The following is a 23112-nucleotide window of genomic DNA, read 5'->3' on the forward strand; positions in this document are numbered from 1 at the left end:
TATAAACCTCCGTAAAATAAAAATAACCTCAAAACTCCTGCAACTTACTTCATAATTATAAAGGCATATGATGAAATATATTGTTTTAATCGCATTTGTCGTTTCTTTTGTCGTAGCACAAGAGAATGTCGAACAACAAATGAAAGAAATGTTAAAGCGCATAGAAAAACTAGAACAAGATAATAAAGAGCTAAAAACACAAGTTCGACACCAAGAAATAAAAGATGACATAGAAGACGAGGTTGATGATCTACTTGGAGATATAGAAAACGTAGAATCGACACCAACAAGGCAACCCGGAGATCCTCTTTTTTCTTTCCAAATCGGACAAGGAACATCCTTGCAGCTTGTTGATCTATCATTCATTGGTTTACTTAGTGTAGGGTCTTCAACAGCAGATGAAGATGAACTTTTGTTCTTACAAGGAGGAGCTCATGACCCACGCCGCCGCGGTTTTACTCTTCAACAATTTGAAATTCACGGTGAAGCGGCTATTGATCCTTATGTTAGGGCTTTCTTTACATATGTAATGCTTATCGACGAAGAAGGAGAAACTGTTCTCGAATTAGAAGAAGCTTACTTTGTAACGCAAATGCTTCCATATGGTTTGCAATTTAAAGCCGGACAATTTTTTACTGAATTTGGGAAATTGACTCCTCACCCTCACGATTGGGCGTTTGTCGATCAACCTGTAATATACTCGCGTTTTTTTGGCGGAGATGGCCTTAGAAACCCTGGAGCTAGTTTATCGTGGAACGCACCTCTACCATGGTACTCTGAAGTTATTGTTTCTGCGCAAAATGCTTTTGGTGAAACTGCGACTAGCTTTTTGTTTGAAGAAGGAGAACAAGTTGTAGACGGACACGATCTTGTAGAACGTGATGTTGAATCGTTAAAAGACTTGATCTATATGCTTAGTTGGAAAAATGTTTTTATGCCAAGTGAAATTTTGACATTAGAACTAGGCTATTCTTTCCTTATTGGTCCAAATGGTACAGGAGATGATACAACAACGATAATACATGGTCTACAGTTTTATGCTAAATGGAAACCACGAGACAATAAAGGGCGTTATGTGACTTGGCACACCGAATTTTTATTGCGTAACTACGAAGCTGATGCAGACCCTAACAATGCCAATGATAATGAAGTACTTAACGACTGGGGCTTTTTTACACAAGTCATTGTTGGCTTGAATCGTTTTTGGAATGTTGCAGGTCGTTATGAATACGCTGTTGGAGATAAAGGGGAAGCTGACCGCACTGAATTTCGCGATGAAAGACACCGTTTATCAGCAAGCGCTACTTATTACCCAAGTGAATTTTTTAGCATCCGTTTGCAATATAACCTTGATAAAGCACAATTTCTGGGTGATTCTTTTGAACATTCTGTTTGGTTGCAATTTGGCTTTTTGGTCGGTACCCATGGTGCACATAAATACTAGGAGAAAACATGTTCAAATATATAATTTTACTGTTGGTTTGTAGCTCATTTTTGTGTGGGCAGGTTTCTATTATTACTTCCACTCCTAACCAAGCGTTTTTGGTAAAAGAAATTGGTAAAGATAAAGTAAAAGTTGAATCTCTACTAAAACCTAGAGAAGATATGCATTTTTTGGATGTCAATCCTGTTTTCATGAACAAATTATACTTTGCTGATATTTTTGTAGAGACGGGACTTGGTGCCGAACCTTGGGTTCTTCCTCTTTTACAGGGCGCAAAAAATCGTAAGATTTTACGCCAAAATATTGGCAATGTAAATGCGGCAAGGGGTATTGCACCTTTGGGAATTCCATCTTCTATTAGTAGAGATCTCGGAGATGTTCATCCTCAAGGCAATCCTCACTATTTACTCGATCCTGTAAATTCGAAAATAGTGGCTGGTAACATTTATAAAACTTTGATTAGGATTGCTCCACAACACACAAATTTTTTTAAGCAAAATCTTATTTCTTATAATAAAAAACTACGTTCTTCACTCATCAAATGGTTAAAAAAAGTAAAACCTCATAAGGGAAAAATAAAATTCGTTAGTTATCATGAGCTTTGGCCATATTTTTCAAGAAGGTTTGGTCTTGTACAAATAGGAACAATAGAGCCGAAACCGGGTATTCAACCATCTTCAAGGCATATTCAAAATTTAATCGCACAAATGAAAGCTCAAAATTGTCGGCTTATTATCGTTGCCAAAATATACCCATTAAACCAAGTTCGGTATATAGCCGAAAAGACGGGAGCTAAGATTATTCATGCATCGATTGAAGTTGAAAAGAAAGATGGATATCTTGCAATGATAGATGAACTTATCAATGGAATAATCCCTGGTGAATAAAGTTATTGATTTTCAAAAAGTAGATTTAGGATATGGTAAGGTTAAGATTCTTTCTGATGTTAACCTTACCATATATAATGGTGAATATTGTAGTATTATTGGAACAAATGGTTGTGGAAAAAGTACTCTACTAAAGAGTATGATGAGTATTATCAAACCATTAAGTGGGAGTATTGTTATATCACAAACTAAAATGGGTTACGTTCCGCAAAATAATGTTCTTGATCCATTATTTCCGTTAACCGTTTTTGAGGTAGTTAAAATGGGCTTATACGGACAAATGGGCTTATTCAAACACATAAAAAAGAAACATACCAGTGCTATACTACAAGTGATAAAAGATGTTCAGTTACAAGGTAAAGAAAACAACTTGTTTCGCGATCTATCTGGTGGGCAAAGGCAAAAAGTTCTTATTGCTCGTGCTCTTATTAGTCAGCCTAATTGTTTGATTTTAGATGAGCCGACATCTGGTATTGATATTCCAAGTCAGCACGAGATTCTTAATTTGATAAAACAATTACATCAGGAACAAGATGTTACTATTATTATGGTTAGCCACGATCTTAATATAGTAATGAAATATTCGCAAAGTGTAGCAATCATTCATAACGGTGTTTTACAACATGGGCAAAAAGAAGAAATAATGACTACGGAAAAACTGACAAAAATATACAACTATCAAATGCAGGTTGTAAATCAAGTAATAGTAGGTATTAATTGATGGATTTCTACACCCACTGGAGTTTATTTGGAAATGCCTATATTACTTGCCTTCTATTGGCAACATGCTGTGCATTTTTAGGCGTTTATGTTGTTCTTCGTAGAATTATTTTCTTTGGAGTAGCAGTAATTCAGCTTGCTGCTCTCGGTGTTGCCTTCTCTTTCCTTTTTGCTTGGAATCCAATAATTTGCGCTGCAATAACATCATTTGCTGGCATCGCATTATTTCTAAAACTGGATAACAGTAGAATTTCCAAAGAAAATTTAATAGGTATTATTTATATAGCAGCAGGAGCTTTTTCTCTACTTATTATCAAGCAAAGTGCTATTGGAACTGAAGAATTAAAAGATTTTTTTTACGGCAATATTTTACTAACTCAACCACAACAAATTCAAACTATGTTAATTATGTTTGTAGTAGTTCTTTTGTATCATATTGTTTTTTTCTCGCAAACGATTTTTGTTGCTTTTGATCGTACAATGGCAGAAACATTAGGAGTGAAAGTTAAATTGTGGGATGCACTATTTTTCTTTTCTCTTGGTGGGGTTATTGCAGTAAGTACAAAGGCTGCTGGATCGCTTCTCGTTTTTGGTTATTTGATTTTGCCAGCTACAACAGCACTCATTTCTACCAAACGCGTCAAAACAATGTTTGTGGCTTCCATTTTTTATGCAATACTTGCTTCAATTGTAGGACTGTATATTCAACACCAATGGGAATTTCCTCCTGCTCAAAGTATTGTTGCTGTTTCAACTGTGCTTCTCATTGTCGTTAGTAGTTATTGCTACCGTAATTTTTATGGTATTCTCATTGGATTTTGCATACTGCTTATTTTAGGCTTATTACTCCCTACAAATACAAAACAAAACCAACATTCCCATTCTCACTCTCCAAAAATACAAGCAGAAATAGCTATTACCACTTCTACAACTTTTAAACAGCTACAAACCAAAAAACAACTAAGTTTACATATCGAAAATTACCAGCATAAAGATATCGTTACCTATTTACAAATAGATATCTCTATTGAGATCTATACTATTAAGGTAAATGTGAAAGCAGACCAAAGTATTAGCATTCCAATCGATATTTCGCCCAATGTAATTGATTTATTGGATAAAGAACAAGATTTGCTTTTATCATGTTGGGAAGACAAAGAGGCTACTATACCAGATGATATTGTACTCACGTCTGCAGTGATTAAAGTTCGTTAACGGTGCTAAAAACTTTCACGCATTTGGGCTATTGATTTTTCAATAATTGCGCTTTGTTCACTTTTGGTTTTTCTCATGAGTAATACCTGTAAAGCATTTAAAGCTTGTTTACTTGGGCATATTGCTAAAAACTCTATAGCGCGCTCACTCACTTGAGAGCTAGGTTTATTTAGATTTTCGAGGAGGATAGGTTCTAAGATTTCTTTTGGACATCTTTCTAAAAAGGGAATAAAAAGAATCGACTCCAAATGGCTATGAAGTATTTCTATAAACAACTCTTCAAATATTTCTTGTGCATTTAATTTAACAATGCTACTAATAATAACATCGGCCGTGTTAGTGATTGATATTTCAAGTAAAACATGTAAAGTTTCATCACCTAAATATGTTCCACGTTGCTGTTGAAGAAATTGAATCAACAAATCAATTTCATTATTAACTGTGCAAAGTGTAACATGAGCAAACTGCCGCAAAAATTTATCAAGATTGTTATTCTTCAGAATATTTTTTAACTGTTCTATAGCATACGGAGTGCGAATTTTTCCTAAAAGATCTATTATTTTCATTCCAATAGCAGTCGATGCGCTTTGTAATTTTTCAACTAAATGTGGAACGGAATCATCAGCTATATCAATTATACATTCCTGATAAATCACAGCATTGACTGGTTGAGGCAAAATTTTGAGATCTTGAACACCAAGTTTTCCGCTCAAAACAAGTTGCGATACATGCAGCTCCCAAAGATCGCACCACGCCTTTACTAAATAAGGCGCACTCTTAACTGAAAAATTGCTAGCGAGGATTTGAGCACATTGTACCGAAAGTTTTGGTGATAGTTCCAACAATTTACATACAAGAGCATAAAAGAATTCAGGCATTTTTAAATCTGTATGCGTTTTAGAAACCAAAAATTGTTGGAAAATGTAAAAATTTTCAATACGTTTGTGTAAATAATTTTCGAGTAGTTTTTTTGTCTCTTGCTTATTAACAATGCAGTATAATTTTATCAGTTGTTCAAGAGCAACATTCTCAATGAATTTTTCAAGTACTTTATTTTCTAATTCTACGATTAGCTTTAAAATATGTTGTTCAATAGAACGATCGCAGTATTTTAGATCTTCAAATAAACTGTTTATAGCTTTTTCGCTTTTGGTAGCCACTAGAATTTCTTGCACTCGTTGACGAATATAAGTAGTCCCTTTTAGAGCAGGAAGTAACCATTCTTCACATTGTTGTTTTTGAATAACCATGTTATGTTTTACAAGATCATAGATAATTTTGTACTCTTCGCTTAAGTAAGGAAGTAACGTACAAATAGCCTCTTCACCACCTATAATTCCCAAAATTCGAATAATACTTTTTTTATCTGCTAAATCATCACTACGCTCCAAAAACGATGTCAATGGAGCTACTGCTTCTTTTCCTAATGATTTAAAAATATTACTTATTGGATTCTGTAACTCTTCATCACTAATATAAGGAATCAATTCTGCAACAGCTGCTACTCCAATCTGTATAATAGAGTTTTCAGCTTCTTTTCTCAAAGAACGATTACTAGAATATAGAGTCTCAATTAAAAATTGTATCCCTCTCGCGATTTTCTGCTTTCCAAAGATTTGACAAGTGATAATTCTTTCTTCATCTTTAGGATTCCAACGTAAACTCCAGATATATTTCAAAAAGTTATCATCCAAAGATCCGCGTAATAAATTCGCGACCAAATGAGCTATTTCATTACCTGCAAAATTCATTATTTGTAACAAGTAGGCTATTTTGTTTTCTTTTTTCAGCAACAATATATATTTTTGAAGTAAAGTACCTGTCCCTAACAGAAAAAAGGCGTGTCCTGCCAGCCAACGAATATTTCGATTTTTTTCACGTAACAATATATTTAGGGAAGCAAGCACAAAAAAATATAGATTTGGTTGCTGCTCCAAGTTTTTCATCATAGACTGCCATGGAGCATCATCACCTTTTTTTAGACTTGTAACAGCGTCAACAATAACAGTAAAGTTTAAATCTACAAGAATTTGATGTATCAGTTTTAATTTTCTTTTTTTATTTTCAAACAACAGAATAAAAAGAGGAGCGAGAATCTGTTCTTTGTTTGTCTGTAAATATTTTTGTAAATACTCCTTGTTTTGCTGATTACTAGACTCTACTATATTTAAAATATGAAGTAGCGATATATTCGCAGGAAAAAATAAAAGCGTTCGTGTTATCCTTCGACGTATGTTCTCATCCCTATTCTCAATGAGTAAATTCAACTTGTTTGTTGGAATTAAACTTATTAGGCTCGCAGGTAAAGACACCTTGTAAAGAATTTCTTGAATCCATACAGAGCGTAAATCTTCATCAACATTCTTAAAACTTGCAATAGCAAGTACTTCATTCTTTTTAATTGCTGCATGGAGAAAAGTTTGAATTTTAAAAGACAGGTCTACATTTTTTTCGCGGCATAATATAATAAACTCTTGAACAGCATCCGCCTTTTCTGGGTCTACCTTATGCAAACTACGCAAAATTCCAACAAAGTCATGCTCTGCACCCAAAAATATTTCTATTTGATCAAATAAGATACTGCGATAAACAGAACAGAGGTTTTCAGACACAATTTTCATACTACTTGGCCGTTCATCAACATCTTCAGCAAGCATCTTTTTTAAAAAACGCGATAATCCTGTTGGAATAGAAGGCGCAAAATTTTCAGGAGAGATAAGTTCATCATGAATTAATCTATCTTTGTAACAACCAAAAGGAGCTCGTTTAGTAACTAAGTGATATAATATTGCACCTAAAGCAAAAATATCGCACAAAGGGCTTTGTCGTTGGTTACATACTTGTTCAGGACTAGAATAAACAGGTTCTTCTACAAACTCTAGTTTAGGAAGTCCGTTTGTAGTGCTATTTGGCCGAACCTTATACGACAGACCACTGAAAATTAAACATGGTGACAATTGTTCGCATACAACAATATCTCTAGTTGTAAGGTTACCATGCATGTATTCACATTTATGTACTTTAGTTAAAATATTTGCTAGCTTAATAAACAAAGTAAGTATCTGTAAAATAGATAATTGTTTTTCGCCAAGAATGAAATCAGACAAAAATTGTCCAGGATGATATTCTACAGCACTATAACTATAATTTTCATATTCTCCGACATTATAAGTTCTTAATACCGACACGGAATCTAAACTTATTGGGAGACGATAGTCTACAATGCTTTTGTGCCCTACAAACAAATAAATAGTTCGCTGTTCATTTATATCAAGTGCTTTATATGTTTGTATAATGCTCTTAGTGTGAATCTCAGTAATTATTTGATAACGTTGGGCAAAAATATAGTTTATTTTTGGAATTTGAGAATGTGGGATTCTAGGGTCTAAAAATCCTTTGTGCCAGCTTTTATTTTTTTCGTCTAGCGTTTTTTGTAAAAAAGCAAAAATTTCGCTTGTGCCTAAAGTGTTACGTTTTTTTGTTTTTTTTACTTCTTTTAGGTGAACTTGATGTTCATTAATTACAAAATTGTAAAATACTTGGAGTTCTTGGATAGTTGATTCCCATTTGAGAATATTTTTATTCCAGGTAAATACAACTTCAGAATCGCGAGATATCTCTCCTTTTTCGATTAAGGAATCATATATCTTACGCAAAGATGTTTCTTCAGAAACATCTAATTCGAACACTTTGTTATTAGTTTCATGATAAATAGTAATCAACATGTTCTTTGCTCACCCGTAAGGTATTTCTAGGAGTTTAAGGCGTGTGACAATAAATAGCATACTTATTTTGTACTAGATTTCATTCATTAAGTTAGACGTCTTGAACGCCTTAAAATGAGAGTAATAGTACTAATAAATAAAAGGTTAAAACAAAATGGGTATATTCTTTATTTCTATACACCTAATTTCTAAAGTTCAACAAATATACAAATACAGTTTACTTGCTATTTGGTCAATGTATTCCAAGCAACAAATAAATAAAAAAGTAAATTTATAGAGGATATCTCTCATAAAATATTTTAAACCGAGTTGTTTATTTGTGATTGTACCCCTTAGAGTATACAAAAACGCTGGTTCTTTGTATAAATAAAATTTCACTATAATTTATGACAAAGTAGAATCTATTAAATTCTGAGTTGATTGACAACTAGGAACATCAATGATAAAATGTTTACAAAATCAAAGCTTGCCATCGTTATTATTAGGGCATAACCCTAATTACATCACAGCCAAAATATATTGGTAAAATTAGATCCTTACATAGGAGGTTGGGCAAAAGCAATTTAGAGTATCTATTTTTTTAAAGATGTTTTATGGCCAAAAGCAGTAAAAATATACTCTAGTACATCGCCCTGAAAGCTTATGAAAGAAGATTTGTTATTTGGACGTATTGCTTTACTAAACAATATAATCAATAAAGAACAGTTGGAAGAGGCTATCAGTCTTCAAAAAAACTCAGAGCCCTTGCGTTCGATAAGTTTTATTTTACGACAAAAAGAACAAATAAAACGCAGCCAAGTAAAAGCAATACTTCAGGCACAAAAAAAAAATCTACCTCGCCCAGTAAAATCGCCTGAAGAACGTAAAGAAGATATGGCGTTTGGTTATATAGCATTTCGCCACGAATATTTGACTATTGATGATTTAGTAAAATGTTTAAAACTTCAAGGCGATGTTGCGAAAAGAGGTTTGTTATTTAGGCTTTCAGAAATTTTATATAATGATAAATACCTTACCTACGAACAAATAGAAGAAGTTATACAATTACAGCAGGATAAAATTTTACCCTGCTCTAAATGCCAAACTCCTTACAATATTGTAGGATTACCTGCTAAAGCGCGTTTTCCATGCCGCAAATGTCAAAATATTATAGAAGTTCCCGAAAGCCTAGCAAGCGAAGATGAATCAGAAAAACTCGAAAAATATAAGATTGATATAGAAGAAGGTATTCTTCGCATACAACAAATGCCTGTTGTACAAGCGATCATTGAAAATGATCCTGAAGATGAAGATGCTGAAATCAAAGAAAACGATGATTCTTCTCCAGAACCTAGCGCACTAGAAGCAAGCGAAACCACCGAAAAAGATGACGATGAATTCTCTGAAACCAACGAAACAACCGAAACAGATGACGATGAATTCTCTGAAGTCGACGAAACAACTGAAGCAGATGACGAATTCTCTGAAACCGACGAAAATACCGAAATAGATGATGATGAATTCTCTGAAATCGACGCAACGACCGAAACAGATGATGAATTTTCTGAGACAACCGAAACAGATGATGAATTTTCTGAGACCAACGAAACGACCGAAACGGATAATGAATTTTCTGAAATAGATGAAACGGATGATGAATTTTCGCAAATGGAAGAAGAATTTTCCGAGACTACTCACAGCATGGAAGAAGAAGTTTTTGCAGAAGTGGAATCATCCACACCAAGTAAAACAAATGATACTTGGCCACGCGAAATCTCACTTGATACAGACGAAATGTATGCACAAGAAATGCCAGACCTCGAAGATGTAACGGCTAAAGCAACGCAAAAAATGAAAAAGGATTACAATAATCAATTAAAACGTAAAGCCGAATTTTCTATTACAACTTCTGATTTAAGTTTTTTTCCTGAAGATACAAATACTACTCATCTTGAAATTGGCGCTGTCCAGTCTTTAACAAGTTTTTCTGATGATGAATTTTCTGTTACTGGAGATGATTTTTTCGAAGAAACGGTTTATAAAAAAGATAAAAGTGAGCTACCTGATATTGAGATGGTAAACCTCAACAGTGATCGTTTTTCATTTACTTCCAAATTTAAAGTTGAAACTAAAAACGAAGATGATGTTATTTCTTTAAGTTCTTCAAGTAAAAAAGCAAAGAAAAAAGTAAAAACAACAAAAAAAGATCGACGTACTCAGATATTGAAATTGGATTTAGATTTATCAGACGAAGATCCAAATGCATTATTTGAAGATGAAATGATTTCTATTGGTCCTGATGCCATAAAGAAACACAAAAAACGTAAAAAGAAAAGAAAATAAGGTGTGATATGAAGTTAATCTTACTCATCTTGTGTGCTATTTCAACGGCAACGAGCCAAACAGAAGTGACCCCCTCTTCTTGGGATTTGAAAACAATTTCTCATAATAGCTATCATAGTAAAACATTTACACTTCATAACAAATCATCAAAGCAATTACAGCTTAGTTTACAACCAACAGGCTGTAATTGCATTCGTTACAAACTACAAAACAGCCAGTTATTGTCAGGAGAAAAAACGACAATTAATGTTATTGTAGAACCAAGAGGTCAACATGGAAATTTTAATTGGAAATTAAAAGTAAAAACAAACAACGAGCAAAACATTGAAATTCCAGTAGCAGCGAAAATATTAAAAAAATACACTGTATTCCCACCACAAATAAATCTAGGTTCTTTAAAACAAGGTATATCAAGTCAGGAGACTGTTATCTTTGTTCAACCCCAAATAAATAATTTCTCCGTAGAAAAAATTACAAGTTCCAACAAGACAATTTCGGCAAAATTCCAACAAAAAACAATTGAAGATCTTTATCCAGGCCCACAAAAAGGTTATCAAATAATTGTTTCCTTAAGCAATACTGCACCTGTGGGACGCCACAGTGAACATATTACCATTCACACAAATAACGGCAATACATTCAAAGTCCCTATTTTTTTTCAAATTACAGGTGAATTAACAACTGTACCTGATTATGTAATGTTTGGCATGCTTTCGCAAAAAAAAATCACGACAAAACGAGTTGTCGTCTATCACAACAACTCCAATAAATTCAAATTAACAAAAATTAATACTAAAAACTCTTTTGTTAAAACGCGTATTGAAGAAGTTGTTTCTGAAAAATATTACTATATCTACATCGATATAGACACAACAAACGCCCCTCGCGGTGAATTCCGCGATGTAATCAACATCACCACAAATTATTCTCCTCAAACAAACATACCAATATACATACACGGATTTATAAGATAGACGTGTTAGACGTCTCCGAATCTTAGAACCACTTAAGTTTAGCTAACACTTTCTACTCAACGTCATCACCGACGAATAATTGTCCATAATCAACGAATATTCGTCTATCCTTAACCAAAATACGTCTTTTTTGTTCTACAATATCACAATAATCGAAATCAAAAACAGAGCATACTTTTACCTGTATTCTAAATTTTATAAGTAATACAACGATATCATAATCTTAATCATAATTACCACGGTTATAGGTAATCACACCTATGGCTAGAGTCCAGGCCGAGGTCATGCCATCTAATGATAACACTCTCTTCTGATAAAGATTTTCAACCTAAATTATATTTTATTTATCAAAAATACAAATCGAGGCAAGTTTTTTGCTTATATGCAATAGAAGGTATCTCTACATTTGCCTTCCTTGTAATTTAGCTATTTTAGAGATAAATTCTTTACAAATATTAAAACAGAATTCAAACAAACCTCATTAGGTTTAGAACTATTTAAATCATTAATAATTTAAATGTAATTCACTAAGTAAAGCTCAACTCAAGAGTATTCAGTGATATATACTCCACTGAATATATTTAAGTACCTCAACTTGTAAAAGTAAGGGTCTTCTCTAGCATGTTAATGCTAAACTCTGGTACTTGCATGTTTGCTGAGCCATTTAAGATAAAAATATGATAATACAAAATAGATATAAAATAATAAAAATACTCGATCAAAATGATATTAGTACAGTTTATAAAGCTCAAGATCTTTTCCATGAATACGAAATTGTCTTAAAAGAATTGACAATTTCGGAAGAATACGAGAACTATGAATTTGAATTAAAACGTCGTGCGGAATTAGAATATAAACTACTTTCAACAATTAATCACAAAAACGTAGTTAAAGCTCATCACTTTTTTCACGAAAACAATTCTACATACTTAGTTATTGATTATGTACCAGGCAATTCATTAGAAGAAATACTGAACACACAAAAAGATACTTTTTCTTTGCAAGAAAAAATCAAAATATTCATGCAAATAGCAAATGGACTTTCTGCAATACACGATGCACAGGTAATACACAGAGATATAAAGCCAGGAAACATCATCATTAAATATAAAACCCAACAACCAATGATCTTAGATCTTGGTGTAAGCAAATCATTTTCTGGTGATTTTTCAAATATTACAAAAAACGATGATATTGTTGGAACTGTTTTTTACATGAGTCCAGAACAAATCAAAGGGGACACCACTATCTCTTCAGATATTTTTTCTTTAGGAGTTAGTATGCACCAGTTCTTTCTGTGGAACAATTGTTCGCCATTTTTTGAACGCCAACAAATGAAAGCAATAGATAAAATTTTATATGAACGGATTCCTTCTGTGGCAGAAAAGCTTAATACTGAAAAATCCAATCAAACATATATAGAAATTTCAAATCTTATTGATCAGATGCTGGCAAAAACGCCAGGTGAGCGTATTAACATATCAAATGTTCTTTCTGTATTAGAAACGCTAATATGATGCTTAGACATCTAGCAATTTTTCAGAGATTGCTAGACGTTTAAATAGACAGTTATTTAGTAGAATCCAATGACAGGTACTAACGTTTTGTATTTCCAATTACACTCAAAATGTTATAAAATAGAAAAATACTGGATTTAAATTACTGTTTTAAATTCGAAGTTATTTTCTTTTAGAAAGGATGGTCAGGTTTTGAAAAAGCTTATCGTTCTACTTATGGTGTTTAGCTGCGCTGCTCTTATTGCAGAGGATCAAATACCATTTTCAAAACAACCTGTTGAGTTAAACTCAGGTGTTATTAGCGGTAGTCGTTCACTTGATAACGTAACATTTCGCCAAATAGTAAGCATTCCTGATGCTCAATGGCTACGTGTTCATTTCTCTGATTACAATCTTGGTAGTAAAAGTTATGTTAAAATAACATCTCTTAAAGACCATGGTGTACAGACTCTTGATGGCAAAAACCTAAAAATGTGGCACGACGCTTCTGCTTATTTCAACGGTAGTCGTGTACTAGTTGAGCTATTCGCTTCTCCACAAGATGTTGATGTATTTATTCAATGTTCAGAAGTAAGTGCTGGAGAAAAAGGCGGAGTAAACTCAAGAAGCATTTGTGGAAATACTGATGATCGCAAAGCATCTAATGACAAACGTTCAGGCCGTTTGGTTCCTGTAGGTTGTACTGGATGGATTATCGGTAATGGTTACCTAACTGCTGGTCACTGTGTGGATGGTCATTCTGTTGAATTGTTAGAATTCAACGTTCCTGCTTCTGATCCAGATGGTTCAATCAATCACCCTGCTCCGCAACATCAATACCCAGTTCTAGGAACTACTGAGTACAAAAATGGTGGTCAAGGAAACGACTGGTGTACTTTTAAAGTAGGCGCAAACTCTGTAACTGGTTTGACACCTCTACAAGCACAAAAGTCTTTTTTCAAAATAGCTAACGACATCAATCCAGAGCAAATTAGAATCACCGGATACGGTGTTGATAACATGCCAAGAGGTAGCAGTGGTAGTCGCAATAAAGACAGTCAAACACAACAAACTCACGTTGGTCCTTTTGTACAACTAAGTGGTGGACAAACTCTACGTTATTCTACTGATACTACAGGTGGAAACTCTGGTAGCCCAGTTATCAGCGAAACTCACCAAACAACAGTTGGTATTCACACGCACGGTGGATGTGGAAGTTGGGGCGGAGACAACGCAGGAACAAGCTTCAAAAATCCTGCCCTAAGCAAAGCTGTTCAATTATTAACAGTTAACACTATTTTCGTTGACAATACTCATCCATCAACAGTTGAAAATGGTGATATTTTTCATCCATACCATTCAATAAACAATGCAATTGAAAAGACCCAAGACAAGTCTATTCAAGTAGCTCCTGGCGTTTATACAGAAAGCCTAGCAATCAACAAAGGTATTGCTATCAACGCAATCACCGATGTTGTAGTTATTGGTGAAGTAGTAGAAGCAAATCCTACTATTCTAAATAATGCCATCAGTGGCAACCAAGAAATTAACACCGACGTTGTTCAAATCGGTTCAGATTTCAGAATACAAAAAGGTGCAAACATCGTTATCAATGCAAAATCAATCAGTTTTTCAAGTATCAGCATTCCAGATGGCGCATCTCTAACAATTAATATTGTTAAGTAATAAAAAGTGTGGGGAATTCTTCCCCACATTTCCAACTCTTCACTTAAACTACTTTACTTCACCAAAGAACGCCTCAAAATCTGTGAGAGAATGCATGTTTCCAATTACTTTTTTATCCTTGGACTGTATAATTTGGAAACGACCTTCTTCATCTTGTACAATAAATTTTCCATCGATAAATATTCCGTTTTTAGTATTAGCAAAATAAGTATAACTATCTACTTTTTTTGTAATAACATTAAGCCAGCAAATCTTATCTTTTGTCAAGACCATTACATAAAGATCACCATAAATCAATTTGATGGTGTGTTCAAGATTTTCTTCAACCTCAAAAAATTCAAATTTACCATCACTAAAACTAATAAAAGTGATATTGTCAATATACTCGACAACATAAAGATTTTCTGTAGTTTTCTTTAACGTATCGTATGGACCCTTCTTCTGTAGCAAGATATTTCCACTTTTGATATCAACAACCCAAACTTCATTACCGACAAGAGTCCAGAAACAATCACCATCAACGATAATTTTTCTTTGGTTATCTGATCGTCCTAATCCAAACCCAAAAGATTGCACTATCTCTTCTGTTTCTAGATCAATAATTTGTATTTGATTTGCAGTAGCAACAATCATCCGACCTTGTGCTATTTCAAAGTCGCGTATTTCATCTGAAAAAGACATCAATTTTTGGTTCTTTTTGGAGTCAATAATAGCTATTTCACTATCATATGCAATGAATAATTTTTCACCAAACCTTCTAATAGTGTCACTAATTCCTGCCACGGGTATTTGATCAATTTCTTTTTTCGACTCAACATCGACTATACGACATACATCTCCATCTATTGAAGCGATCGAATTTTTTCCAAAGAGTAAACAATCATATCCCTTAGTCTTAACAACTTGTGACATGTTGTTTGCATCTATGATGCGAATTGTATTGCCATCGCGAATATAAAAATATCTTTGGGCATTTATATTCGCCGAACGAAGAGCATTTATTTTAAAACTCCCTACAAAATAAGGAAAATCCTGAACTTTTTTCTCTATATTTTTTGTATCGATAACAAAATTTTGATTTTCTAAGGTAGAAATCACAAAATGGTCATTTATGAAATTAATGCGCCCAATTTGCGGAATTTCTTGCTCAAACATTCTTTCTGTTGAAGCCGCGTGAAAAATACGAATTTTATTTTGCGACGCAGCAACGATACAACCACCTCCATAACACAATTTGGTAGGTCTTTCATTTCCAAATAGAATAGAATTCTTTTTATGCCCTTCATCCACGGAAACCTTATTGATGTAATTTCCATTCAACAGTTCGTAGTAACAAGAAAAAATAAAATGATTGTCACCATATACAATGCTAGTAGATTTTATTTTAAAAGGCTCCATAGATATATCTTTTGTTTTGAGTTCTCCATTTTTAATATGACAAATCACCAAAGCATTTTTTTTCTTATCTAAAAAAGCAAATGAATTGTTAGCAACTGCAAGATGTTCTATAGACAAATCATATTTATAAATTTTTTCTAAATCATCCAGGTTGACAACAAAAGGCCTAAAGTGTTCATCAATGCTTTTTGCTGTAAAAATTAAATAGTTCTGAAAATGATAAACGCTATCTGGTTCAAAAATTAACAAAGGTAATCGCTTTATAACAAATTCGCCCAAATGAGGATCAACAGAAATCAACTCATTAGATGACATATAGTATAAATGAAAGCGACCTTTGTAGAAAAAAATATCAAACATAGCAATCGCAGGTAACTTAACACTACTTATTTTTTTATATGTCACTGCATTTAAAAAATGAATATAGCCATCAACTGTTACTAGTGCAAGAAAGCCATCACCGTAAGCTGCTGTTGTTAAGCTCGAAAATTTATTTAGCCTAATCGGGTATTTTAGATTATTCATATTCAAGATATAATAGTCAAAATCTTTTTTAACAAGCAAACTTTTCGGTGGTTGTATTTTTATGCGAATTTTCAAAACAGCTGCGTCTATTTTTTTTACTTTGTTACCGTTATTCATCGCCTTAACAGTGTATTCTCTAAGGGCCTGTACTTTTTTTACCGTACCAGAAATAAAAAGCTTATATCGTTCTCCTTTTTTCCCTTGCCTCAATTCTAAACCTTGCGGCAATTCTGGTTTTATCGACCACTCTGTTGCAATAACAGCTCGTTGATTTTTACCAATCGTTTCGATAACCACTTCGATTTCAAAACCTTGTGTAAAAACTATTGTTGGATCCTGCTGTAGCTTTAATTCAGCAACATGTGGCGTGCCAGCATATATGACTACTGACAAAAAAAGAAAAAGAAAAGCTCTCATGATGATCTCCGATTTCAACATTCATTTTTGTTTTTGAAACACTTGAGTTTGCGTTATTTCTAACTTGATTAGAAATAACGCAAATTTGAATTCATTATATAAACAATTGTGCCCTGTTACCAAAAAATACAACGAAAAAGTTTTGGTACATTTATTCTCTAAACGATCAACAATAAGCTAAGGTGCAAGGAATAAAGTTCTAAAATAAATGCGTAAAGCCTCATCCCTTGCACTCGTAATATCAAAGAAGAACCAGCACCTTCGTAAACAAGCTTTAATACACAAACTTAGAAAACGACAAAGGAAATAAAATTTTAAATTTTCATCTCTTGCGTGAGTAGTATTATAAAGGAATATGAGGATTAAATGTCAGTAGCTTTAGCACAATTAACCTCTACTAAATCATTTTTTTAATGCTTTATAACAAAATCCTTCGTAAAATTTTTATAAGAGGTTTTAATATATTCTAAAGATCAATACAATTAATTGAGAGGTGAACAACGGTGAGGTATGAAATTATTTTGGTGTTTGTTTTTTTTGTTGGGTGTTGTAGCAGTCGTACTCAACAAGTAACTGCTTATCCACATACAGATAAGCACTCCCTTGAAATGGGAAAAGTAGTGGTGTATCCAACAACGATGAAACAAGTGGACTTAGGAAAAAGTCGATTTTCATTAAATTTTTTGCTAGAGCCAGAACGAATTTTTCACTATATCGCCCACGGACGCCAAGGATCTACTTTTCAAAGTAAACAACAACAAACAGATATCAGAATCAATACCAACAACGATAAGAAAACTACTAATACTCAAGGTATTGCACCTGGAGAAATTTATCCTTCGGATAACATAACTCCACCTTATCATCAAATTTTGTACGACACCGCAAACACGATTTTAGGTGGGCAAGTGCTTGAAAATCTTTATAAAACAGATCCTCGTGGTACATACGTTGAAGATAAGAGTTTATTTATCATTCCAATTTTAATTTCCTTTAAACCAGGAACTATTACACGTAAGAATTATAATATCGAAATTTTTCTAGATTTTTCTAAGTTAGCAGGAAATACTTTATCGCGAGATGATTTTAAAGTTCTTGCTATTGCACCTCATGGCTATACGCAACTTATCACTGAAAATTTGTCTTCATTTAATCAAATCGGACTTGGATTAGGTGCAAGTGGGCAGGTCGGAGCAGCAAATGTTTCAGGACAATTCGAAAATATCCGTAGCGAATTGAATGAAATCGCCCGAGTAGTTCAGTACCCGCATTTTAAAGCAAATGTAGAATGCCATGATACTATTTCTTTAAATTATTACGGGCAAAAAGATCATAATGAAGATATTCACCTTGTTCACTCCGATTTTCATATTGAAGTTATAGCTTTGTGCAACCAATTCGAGCTCATCACACAACGCAATTTTGATCAAAATAAATTTGATATAAAACGTAAAAAACATCACCGACATGACCACCACTATCAAAACAACCCCCATGAGCACCAAGAGACAAAAGTAAAAAACGGTCAACAACTGGCAGAGTTTTACGATTTGTTAGAATACATTGGTTATTTTGATGGTTCAGATCCTGTGAATAAAAACTTGGAAAATTTGGTAACATCTCTTTACAACATCGACTTTTCTTTGCTCAAGCAAGACGAATATCTAGCCTTAGTAAATAAAGTTGAATATGTAATTAACAATTTATTAAAAGAAAAAGAATACGACCAAAAATTTTTAGAACTTCGTAAACTGGTGCAAGACATTAAAAGGTTAAAGCTTGGTTACTCCTATACCTGGGCTTTTAAACCGTATTATCCTCTTTGTGGCGAAAATTGGAATCTAGAAGCCTATAGCGGCTATGATAGCGGGCAATTAGAAGCTCTGTTTCGCAAGCGCAGTCCAGTAATTGAAAACATAGAGAAGATTTCACGCAATAAGATTTTACTCACGGGAAACAATTTTGATTTATTTCGCAAATACGGAGCGATTTTCACTCTGGAAAGTCAAGGCATGGAAACGTTAGTTTCAGGAAATATAGAAACTTCAAATTCCGCACTAGTAATTGAGTTTAATGGCGATATTTCTGGAGAGAAAGTATACTTGTTTGCTAAAAATCGCGACAACAATATCATTATCCACCAAAAATTCACAAACCAAAGAAGAAAACCTCCAGCACCGTTAGTCAACATAATACACCTTGCCGGAGAAATGAATCGTAAAGATGTAGTTGTTAACCTTAAATTCAAAGAAATGTTTCCAGGAGCAGTAAAAAGGATTCTGATATTTGGCAAGTATATTGATTTAACAAATTCCACACAAACAACTGTAGATGGCGTAAAAATTTTATCACAAAAATCACAAAAAGGAATAAATGAATATTTACTGCAACTAGTGGATGTTGTTAGCGATGGAGTAGAAGAAAAAACAATTAGCGTTGAATTATTTGCTGCTGGTCAAGTGTCACTAAATAAATCTAAGCTGGTATTAGAGCGCTAGTTTATCCAACCTTTTACACCCATTTTTCTCAAAAAAGAAGAAAAATTTGGCGCCCATTGTTCCCATATCCAACCGTCATTTTCGTGTTTATCAAAAACCACTCGCGGTTTTTTTTGGTTATTTTTTTGTCATATTTTTAGAATTTGCATCGATCTAGAATAACTCACTTCGGTATTTATATCAATTACATATTTATATCTAGAACACAGAGATATAGTCTTTATGGCTGTCTTTATAACAGTGCGATGTAGGAGATCTTGTCGCCGTACTACAAATACAAAGGAATAACGCTTGCCATTTTTGCATTTGTCAGTACCATCTTAAATAAGTTTTTACTAGCCTACTTCTTTATCAATACACTCTATTTTCTTCTTCGCGCTTTGTTAGAAAGTCATCAATATTAGCAATAGTGATATTCGCTTTTCTTAGCAAGGCTTCTTTTGTACGAAAACCGATATGTGGCATTAAAACTACATTTTCTAAATTTTGTAGCTCTTCATCTCGCGGAGGTTCACTAACGTATACATCTAGCGCTGCTCCGTAAATAGTTTTATTTTTTAGCGCATCTATTAATGAGTCGCGACAAATAACTGGGCCGCGCGCAGTATTAATTATAATAGAGCTGTTTTTCATCGCGGTAAATTCATCTTTAGTTATACTATTTTTGGTTTTTTCATTTAATGGTAAATGAACACTTATTATATCAGACAATGTGAATATCTCTTTCCACGTAACATAGTTCCCAAATTTTTGAAAATCAGGTTTTTCGCTGCGTGAGTATCCTAATACTTTGCATTTATAAACTTTTGCTAGCTCAGCAACGCGCATTCCTATCGCTCCTGTGCCAATAATTCCAATTGTTTTATTTGCTAACTCTTGTCCAACATAAGGTTGCCAATCACCCAATTTCATTTGGCCATGTGATTGTGGAATTTGCCTTAAAACAGCTTGCGCTAAAGCTATTGTTAGTTCTGCTACAGGATCGGTTGAATATCCTGCGGCATTATAGACTGCGATATTGTTTTGCGTACAATAATCGCGATCAACACTATCGAAACCAGTGAAAGATACGGAAATCATTTTTAAATTAGGGAAAGTTTGTAGAGTATCAGCGCTCATTTTCTTATTCACTACAACAATGATCTCTACATCTTCTTTGTTGAATGTATTTTCGTCTTCAGCAAAAACAGGTTCGTATTGAACATTGTATTCTTTTAGAAGACCTAATATTAAAACTTCATCTATACCAATATTTTGATAAAACAGAATTTTTTTCATCAATTTTCCTTCAGTGATATTTTTAGAAAAATATTTTTAATGGAGTAGTTTATCAAGACTACAAATTTTCAGCCTGAGTTATTGTAAAAAAAGTAAAAACAAAAAAAATCATAATATATTTCATTTCACAGCCTTATTCTTTTTATCCAAAACGGCCATTATCAAATGGTTGTTCTCTCGAACTACATGCATAATTCTAAGAAAAACAAATATCGATACTAGTTAGTAAATTATTCTACTGTAATTGAGCCAACATCTATACGTAATTTTGAAGTTTCTGAGTAGAGTATTTTGAGCCAACTAGCAAGAACTTCATCTAGGTTATTAAAAATATCGGTGCCAGACTCAGCAAACAAAGAGAAACAAGAATTAAATGCATCATACTAGATAACAATGACAACTATTATAATTAATTTATACGGCTACAACGTAATTTGATTATTAAAAATATCGGTGCCAGACTCAGCAAACAAAGAGAAACAAGAATTAAATGCATCATACTAGATAACAATGACAACTATTATAATTAATTTATACGGCTACAACGTAATTTGATTATATATTGAAATATCGGTGCATTTTTTCGCTTTGACAATCGGGCTAGTTTTCTTGATTCATAAAATACTGACAAGAGAAATTTGTCATGGTGCTTCTCCTCACCGCACGCAGAAGAAAATGGCTATCGTTAAGATGAGTAAAATGCTTTTCTGTTAAAATATTTATAATCGGACTATAATCATAGAGAAGTACTTTATTAGAATAAATATTCCAACATTTGTCTGCTTGCACTTTTGAAATGAGATTATATTCTATGGCGATATTGAGTATTTTTTTTTGTTCATCTTTGAATAAAATGTCCTGCAGTTTAGTATAAATTACTTTGCGTTTTTCTTCATCTTGTCCAACATAATCTATTATTGTAAAACGGAATTGTTTTTTACTATCGGTTATAACATTTGGAGAAATCTTCCGTAAGACTTGTTCAAATTGTTCATTTATAAAATGATTAACTGTTTTTTTGAGTATTCTCATTTGAGGTAATGGTATAAATTCGTTTTCCAAAATAATGTCTTCTAGCAAGGTCGATATTCCTATTAAAAACAGTTGCTCTTGCTGCTGTAAACACAATTCTATTTGCTTTGTTTTTATAATGCGATTGTGTAAAGCGACTTTTGCGAGCAGTGTTTCTCTATATCCTGGTACATAACACTTTTTGTATTTCGCAATGATGCGACTACTTGTTTTTATACTGATACAGTTTTCTAATTCTGTACAAACTTCTTTAAAAGAGCGATATCTTTTGCTGCGTTTTTTTTCCATCATTTTTGCCACTAAAGCACAAGTTCGATTTGAAATTAGAGAATTCCATTCTTTGATACTTATAGCCTCTGTATCTTCAACATTTGCCATAATTTCGATAAAATCCTTCCCTCTGAAAGGGGGCTGTCCAGTTAACATGTAATACAAAGTAGAGCCTAAACTAAAAATGTCTGTTTGCTCGTCTAGGTCTTCACCTCTTGTTTGCTCAGGTGACATGTATTGTGGTGTTCCTAAAACGGTTCCTGTAATTGTATGTTTATTGGTATCTTCGAATGATTTGGCTAACCCTAGATCACATAGTTTAGCTGTTCCATCTTTTGTCAGTAAAATATTATCTGGTTTGATATCGCGATGGATAATTTTGAAAGAGGCAGCGTATTTTAACGCTTTAGCTATTTGCAAAGCGATTCTCAAGGCTTTATTTTCATTATAGAACGACAATGAAAGAAGTTCTTTTCGTACACTACATCCATTAATATACTCCATTATATAATACAAACGTCCTTGATATTCTCCTGCAGTATAGCCACTAACAATATTGGTATGCTCAAGTTGAATTGTTTGGTAAATTTCTCTTTGAAATCGAGCAATTGCTCGACTATTTTTTAGTAAATCATACGCAATAATTTTGATCACAACTTTTTCTTGAGTTTGATAATGGCAACCAAGAAAAACGTCTCCCATTGTGCTAGAATCCATTTTTTCTAAAATCTTATAGTCTCCTAATCTCATTTCATCTCCTCCAATGTTCTCGTTTTTTGCATCCAAGTTTCAAATTTATCAATTCTGAAACAATCACACGTTGAGAAAACCTTCATTTTTGTAATACTCCGAACGCCTCTATAAATTTAATTACTAAAAATGGAGAATTCCTGAGAGATAAAAAAGATTTTGCGAAATTTTCTTTAGATATTTACCGTGATAAAATGCAAACATTGAAAAAAGAGTGCAGACTGAAAAAATAAACAAGAAGCAGTAAGCCGTTTTTTATTAGTAACTTACAGTAGGTGAAAATGATGAGCGTAATTTTTTGCTTCGCATCACTTTTTATTACCACTACAACATTTGTCTTATCTTGGAAGATTATTACGTTTTAAGTTATTACGAGTCTGGTATATTAAGCGTCATTTATTACCACTACAACATTCACGAAAAATACATATTCAGTCTGGCACAATTCTATGGCTTATTGCACAATTCTATGGCT

General features: G+C 33.3%; 13 protein-coding genes. 9 read left to right on the plus strand and 4 right to left on the minus strand.

The features are described 5' to 3' along the window. Positions 1-67: 67 nt before the first annotated feature. The 4 genes from UABHE_RS31070 to UABHE_RS31085 are packed head-to-tail and all read left to right on the plus strand — an operon-like array spanning position 68 to position 4266. Complete coding sequence (locus UABHE_RS31070) at positions 68-1444, plus strand: hypothetical protein (RefSeq protein WP_372367305.1); 1377 nt, start codon at positions 68-70, stop codon at positions 1442-1444. Positions 1445-1452: 8 nt separating this feature from the next. Then, positions 1453-2331 carry a metal ABC transporter substrate-binding protein gene (locus tag UABHE_RS31075; protein WP_372367307.1) on the plus strand — a complete coding sequence of 293 codons (879 nt, stop codon included), beginning with the start codon at positions 1453-1455 and terminating at the stop codon, positions 2329-2331. Continuing rightward, on the plus strand, positions 2324-3052 hold the full coding sequence (locus UABHE_RS31080) for a metal ABC transporter ATP-binding protein (protein ID WP_372367310.1): 729 nt from the start codon (positions 2324-2326) through the stop codon (positions 3050-3052). The genes UABHE_RS31075 and UABHE_RS31080 overlap by 8 nt, the downstream gene beginning before the upstream one ends. Continuing rightward, a complete protein-coding gene (locus UABHE_RS31085) occupies positions 3052-4266 on the plus strand; it encodes a metal ABC transporter permease (protein ID WP_372367311.1) in 1215 nt (404 codons plus the stop codon). Before UABHE_RS31080 ends, UABHE_RS31085 begins: the two co-directional genes overlap by 1 nt. 5 nt (positions 4267-4271) lie before the next feature. On the opposite strand, the gene UABHE_RS31090 is transcribed toward UABHE_RS31085, so the two are convergent. Further along, positions 4272-7991, minus strand: coding sequence for a serine/threonine protein kinase (locus UABHE_RS31090; RefSeq protein WP_372367313.1), 3720 nt, complete (start codon positions 7989-7991; stop codon positions 4272-4274). A 642-nt stretch (positions 7992-8633) separates the two neighbouring features. On the opposite strand from UABHE_RS31090, the gene UABHE_RS31095 reads away from it, so the two are divergent. The 4 genes from UABHE_RS31095 to UABHE_RS31110 all read left to right on the plus strand — a co-directional run bounded on the left by UABHE_RS31095 (position 8634) and on the right by UABHE_RS31110 (position 14469). After that, positions 8634-10313, plus strand: coding sequence for a hypothetical protein (locus UABHE_RS31095; RefSeq protein ID WP_372367315.1), 1680 nt, complete (start codon positions 8634-8636; stop codon positions 10311-10313). A gap of 8 nt (positions 10314-10321) precedes the next feature. After that, complete coding sequence (locus tag UABHE_RS31100; protein WP_372367317.1) at positions 10322-11287, plus strand: DUF1573 domain-containing protein; 966 nt, start codon at positions 10322-10324, stop codon at positions 11285-11287. A gap of 677 nt (positions 11288-11964) precedes the next feature. Further along, the gene (locus UABHE_RS31105; protein ID WP_372367318.1) at positions 11965-12804 is read left to right on the plus strand and encodes a serine/threonine protein kinase; all 840 of its coding nucleotides are present in this window, start codon (positions 11965-11967) and stop codon (positions 12802-12804) included. Positions 12805-12996: 192 nt separating this feature from the next. Then, a complete protein-coding gene (locus UABHE_RS31110; RefSeq protein WP_372367319.1) occupies positions 12997-14469 on the plus strand; it encodes a serine protease in 1473 nt (490 codons plus the stop codon). Positions 14470-14517: 48 nt separating this feature from the next. Here UABHE_RS31110 and UABHE_RS31115 read toward each other — a convergent pair whose 3' ends face one another. Further along, on the minus strand, positions 14518-16809 hold the full coding sequence (locus UABHE_RS31115) for a YncE family protein (protein ID WP_372367320.1): 2292 nt from the start codon (positions 16807-16809) through the stop codon (positions 14518-14520). Positions 16810-17312: 503 nt separating this feature from the next. Between UABHE_RS31115 and UABHE_RS31120 the strand changes: the two genes are divergently transcribed. Then, the gene (locus UABHE_RS31120; protein ID WP_372367321.1) at positions 17313-19307 is read left to right on the plus strand and encodes a hypothetical protein; all 1995 of its coding nucleotides are present in this window, start codon (positions 17313-17315) and stop codon (positions 19305-19307) included. A 351-nt stretch (positions 19308-19658) separates the two neighbouring features. Here UABHE_RS31120 and UABHE_RS31125 read toward each other — a convergent pair whose 3' ends face one another. Then, positions 19659-20585 (minus strand): 2-hydroxyacid dehydrogenase, encoded by a 927-nt coding sequence (locus UABHE_RS31125; RefSeq protein ID WP_372367322.1) that lies wholly within the window; start codon positions 20583-20585, stop codon positions 19659-19661. A gap of 600 nt (positions 20586-21185) precedes the next feature. Further along, positions 21186-22637: a serine/threonine protein kinase gene (locus tag UABHE_RS31130; protein WP_372367323.1), complete on the minus strand. Its 1452-nt coding sequence runs from the start codon at positions 22635-22637 to the stop codon at positions 21186-21188. Positions 22638-23112: the final 475 nt, after the last annotated feature.

Source organism: Candidatus Uabimicrobium helgolandensis, assembly GCF_041508025.1.
GTDB lineage: Bacteria > Planctomycetota > Uabimicrobiia > Uabimicrobiales > Uabimicrobiaceae > Uabimicrobium > Uabimicrobium helgolandensis.

Bases quoted from the DNA above. Each gene is read 5' to 3' on its own strand.
- UABHE_RS31070 (WP_372367305.1), top strand. From the start codon at position 68: ATGATGAAATATATTGTTTTAATCGCATTTGTCGTTTCTTTTGTCGTA.
- UABHE_RS31075 (WP_372367307.1), top strand. From the start codon at position 1,453: ATGTTCAAATATATAATTTTACTGTTGGTTTGTAGCTCATTTTTGTGT.
- UABHE_RS31085 (WP_372367311.1), top strand. From the start codon at position 3,052: ATGGATTTCTACACCCACTGGAGTTTATTTGGAAATGCCTATATTACT.
- UABHE_RS31090 (WP_372367313.1), bottom strand. From the start codon at position 7,991: ATGTTGATTACTATTTATCATGAAACTAATAACAAAGTGTTCGAATTA.
- UABHE_RS31095 (WP_372367315.1), top strand. From the start codon at position 8,634: ATGAAAGAAGATTTGTTATTTGGACGTATTGCTTTACTAAACAATATA.
- UABHE_RS31100 (WP_372367317.1), top strand. From the start codon at position 10,322: ATGAAGTTAATCTTACTCATCTTGTGTGCTATTTCAACGGCAACGAGC.
- UABHE_RS31105 (WP_372367318.1), top strand. From the start codon at position 11,965: ATGATAATACAAAATAGATATAAAATAATAAAAATACTCGATCAAAAT.
- UABHE_RS31115 (WP_372367320.1), bottom strand. From the start codon at position 16,809: ATGAGAGCTTTTCTTTTTCTTTTTTTGTCAGTAGTCATATATGCTGGC.
- UABHE_RS31125 (WP_372367322.1), bottom strand. From the start codon at position 20,585: ATGAAAAAAATTCTGTTTTATCAAAATATTGGTATAGATGAAGTTTTA.
- UABHE_RS31130 (WP_372367323.1), bottom strand. From the start codon at position 22,637: ATGAGATTAGGAGACTATAAGATTTTAGAAAAAATGGATTCTAGCACA.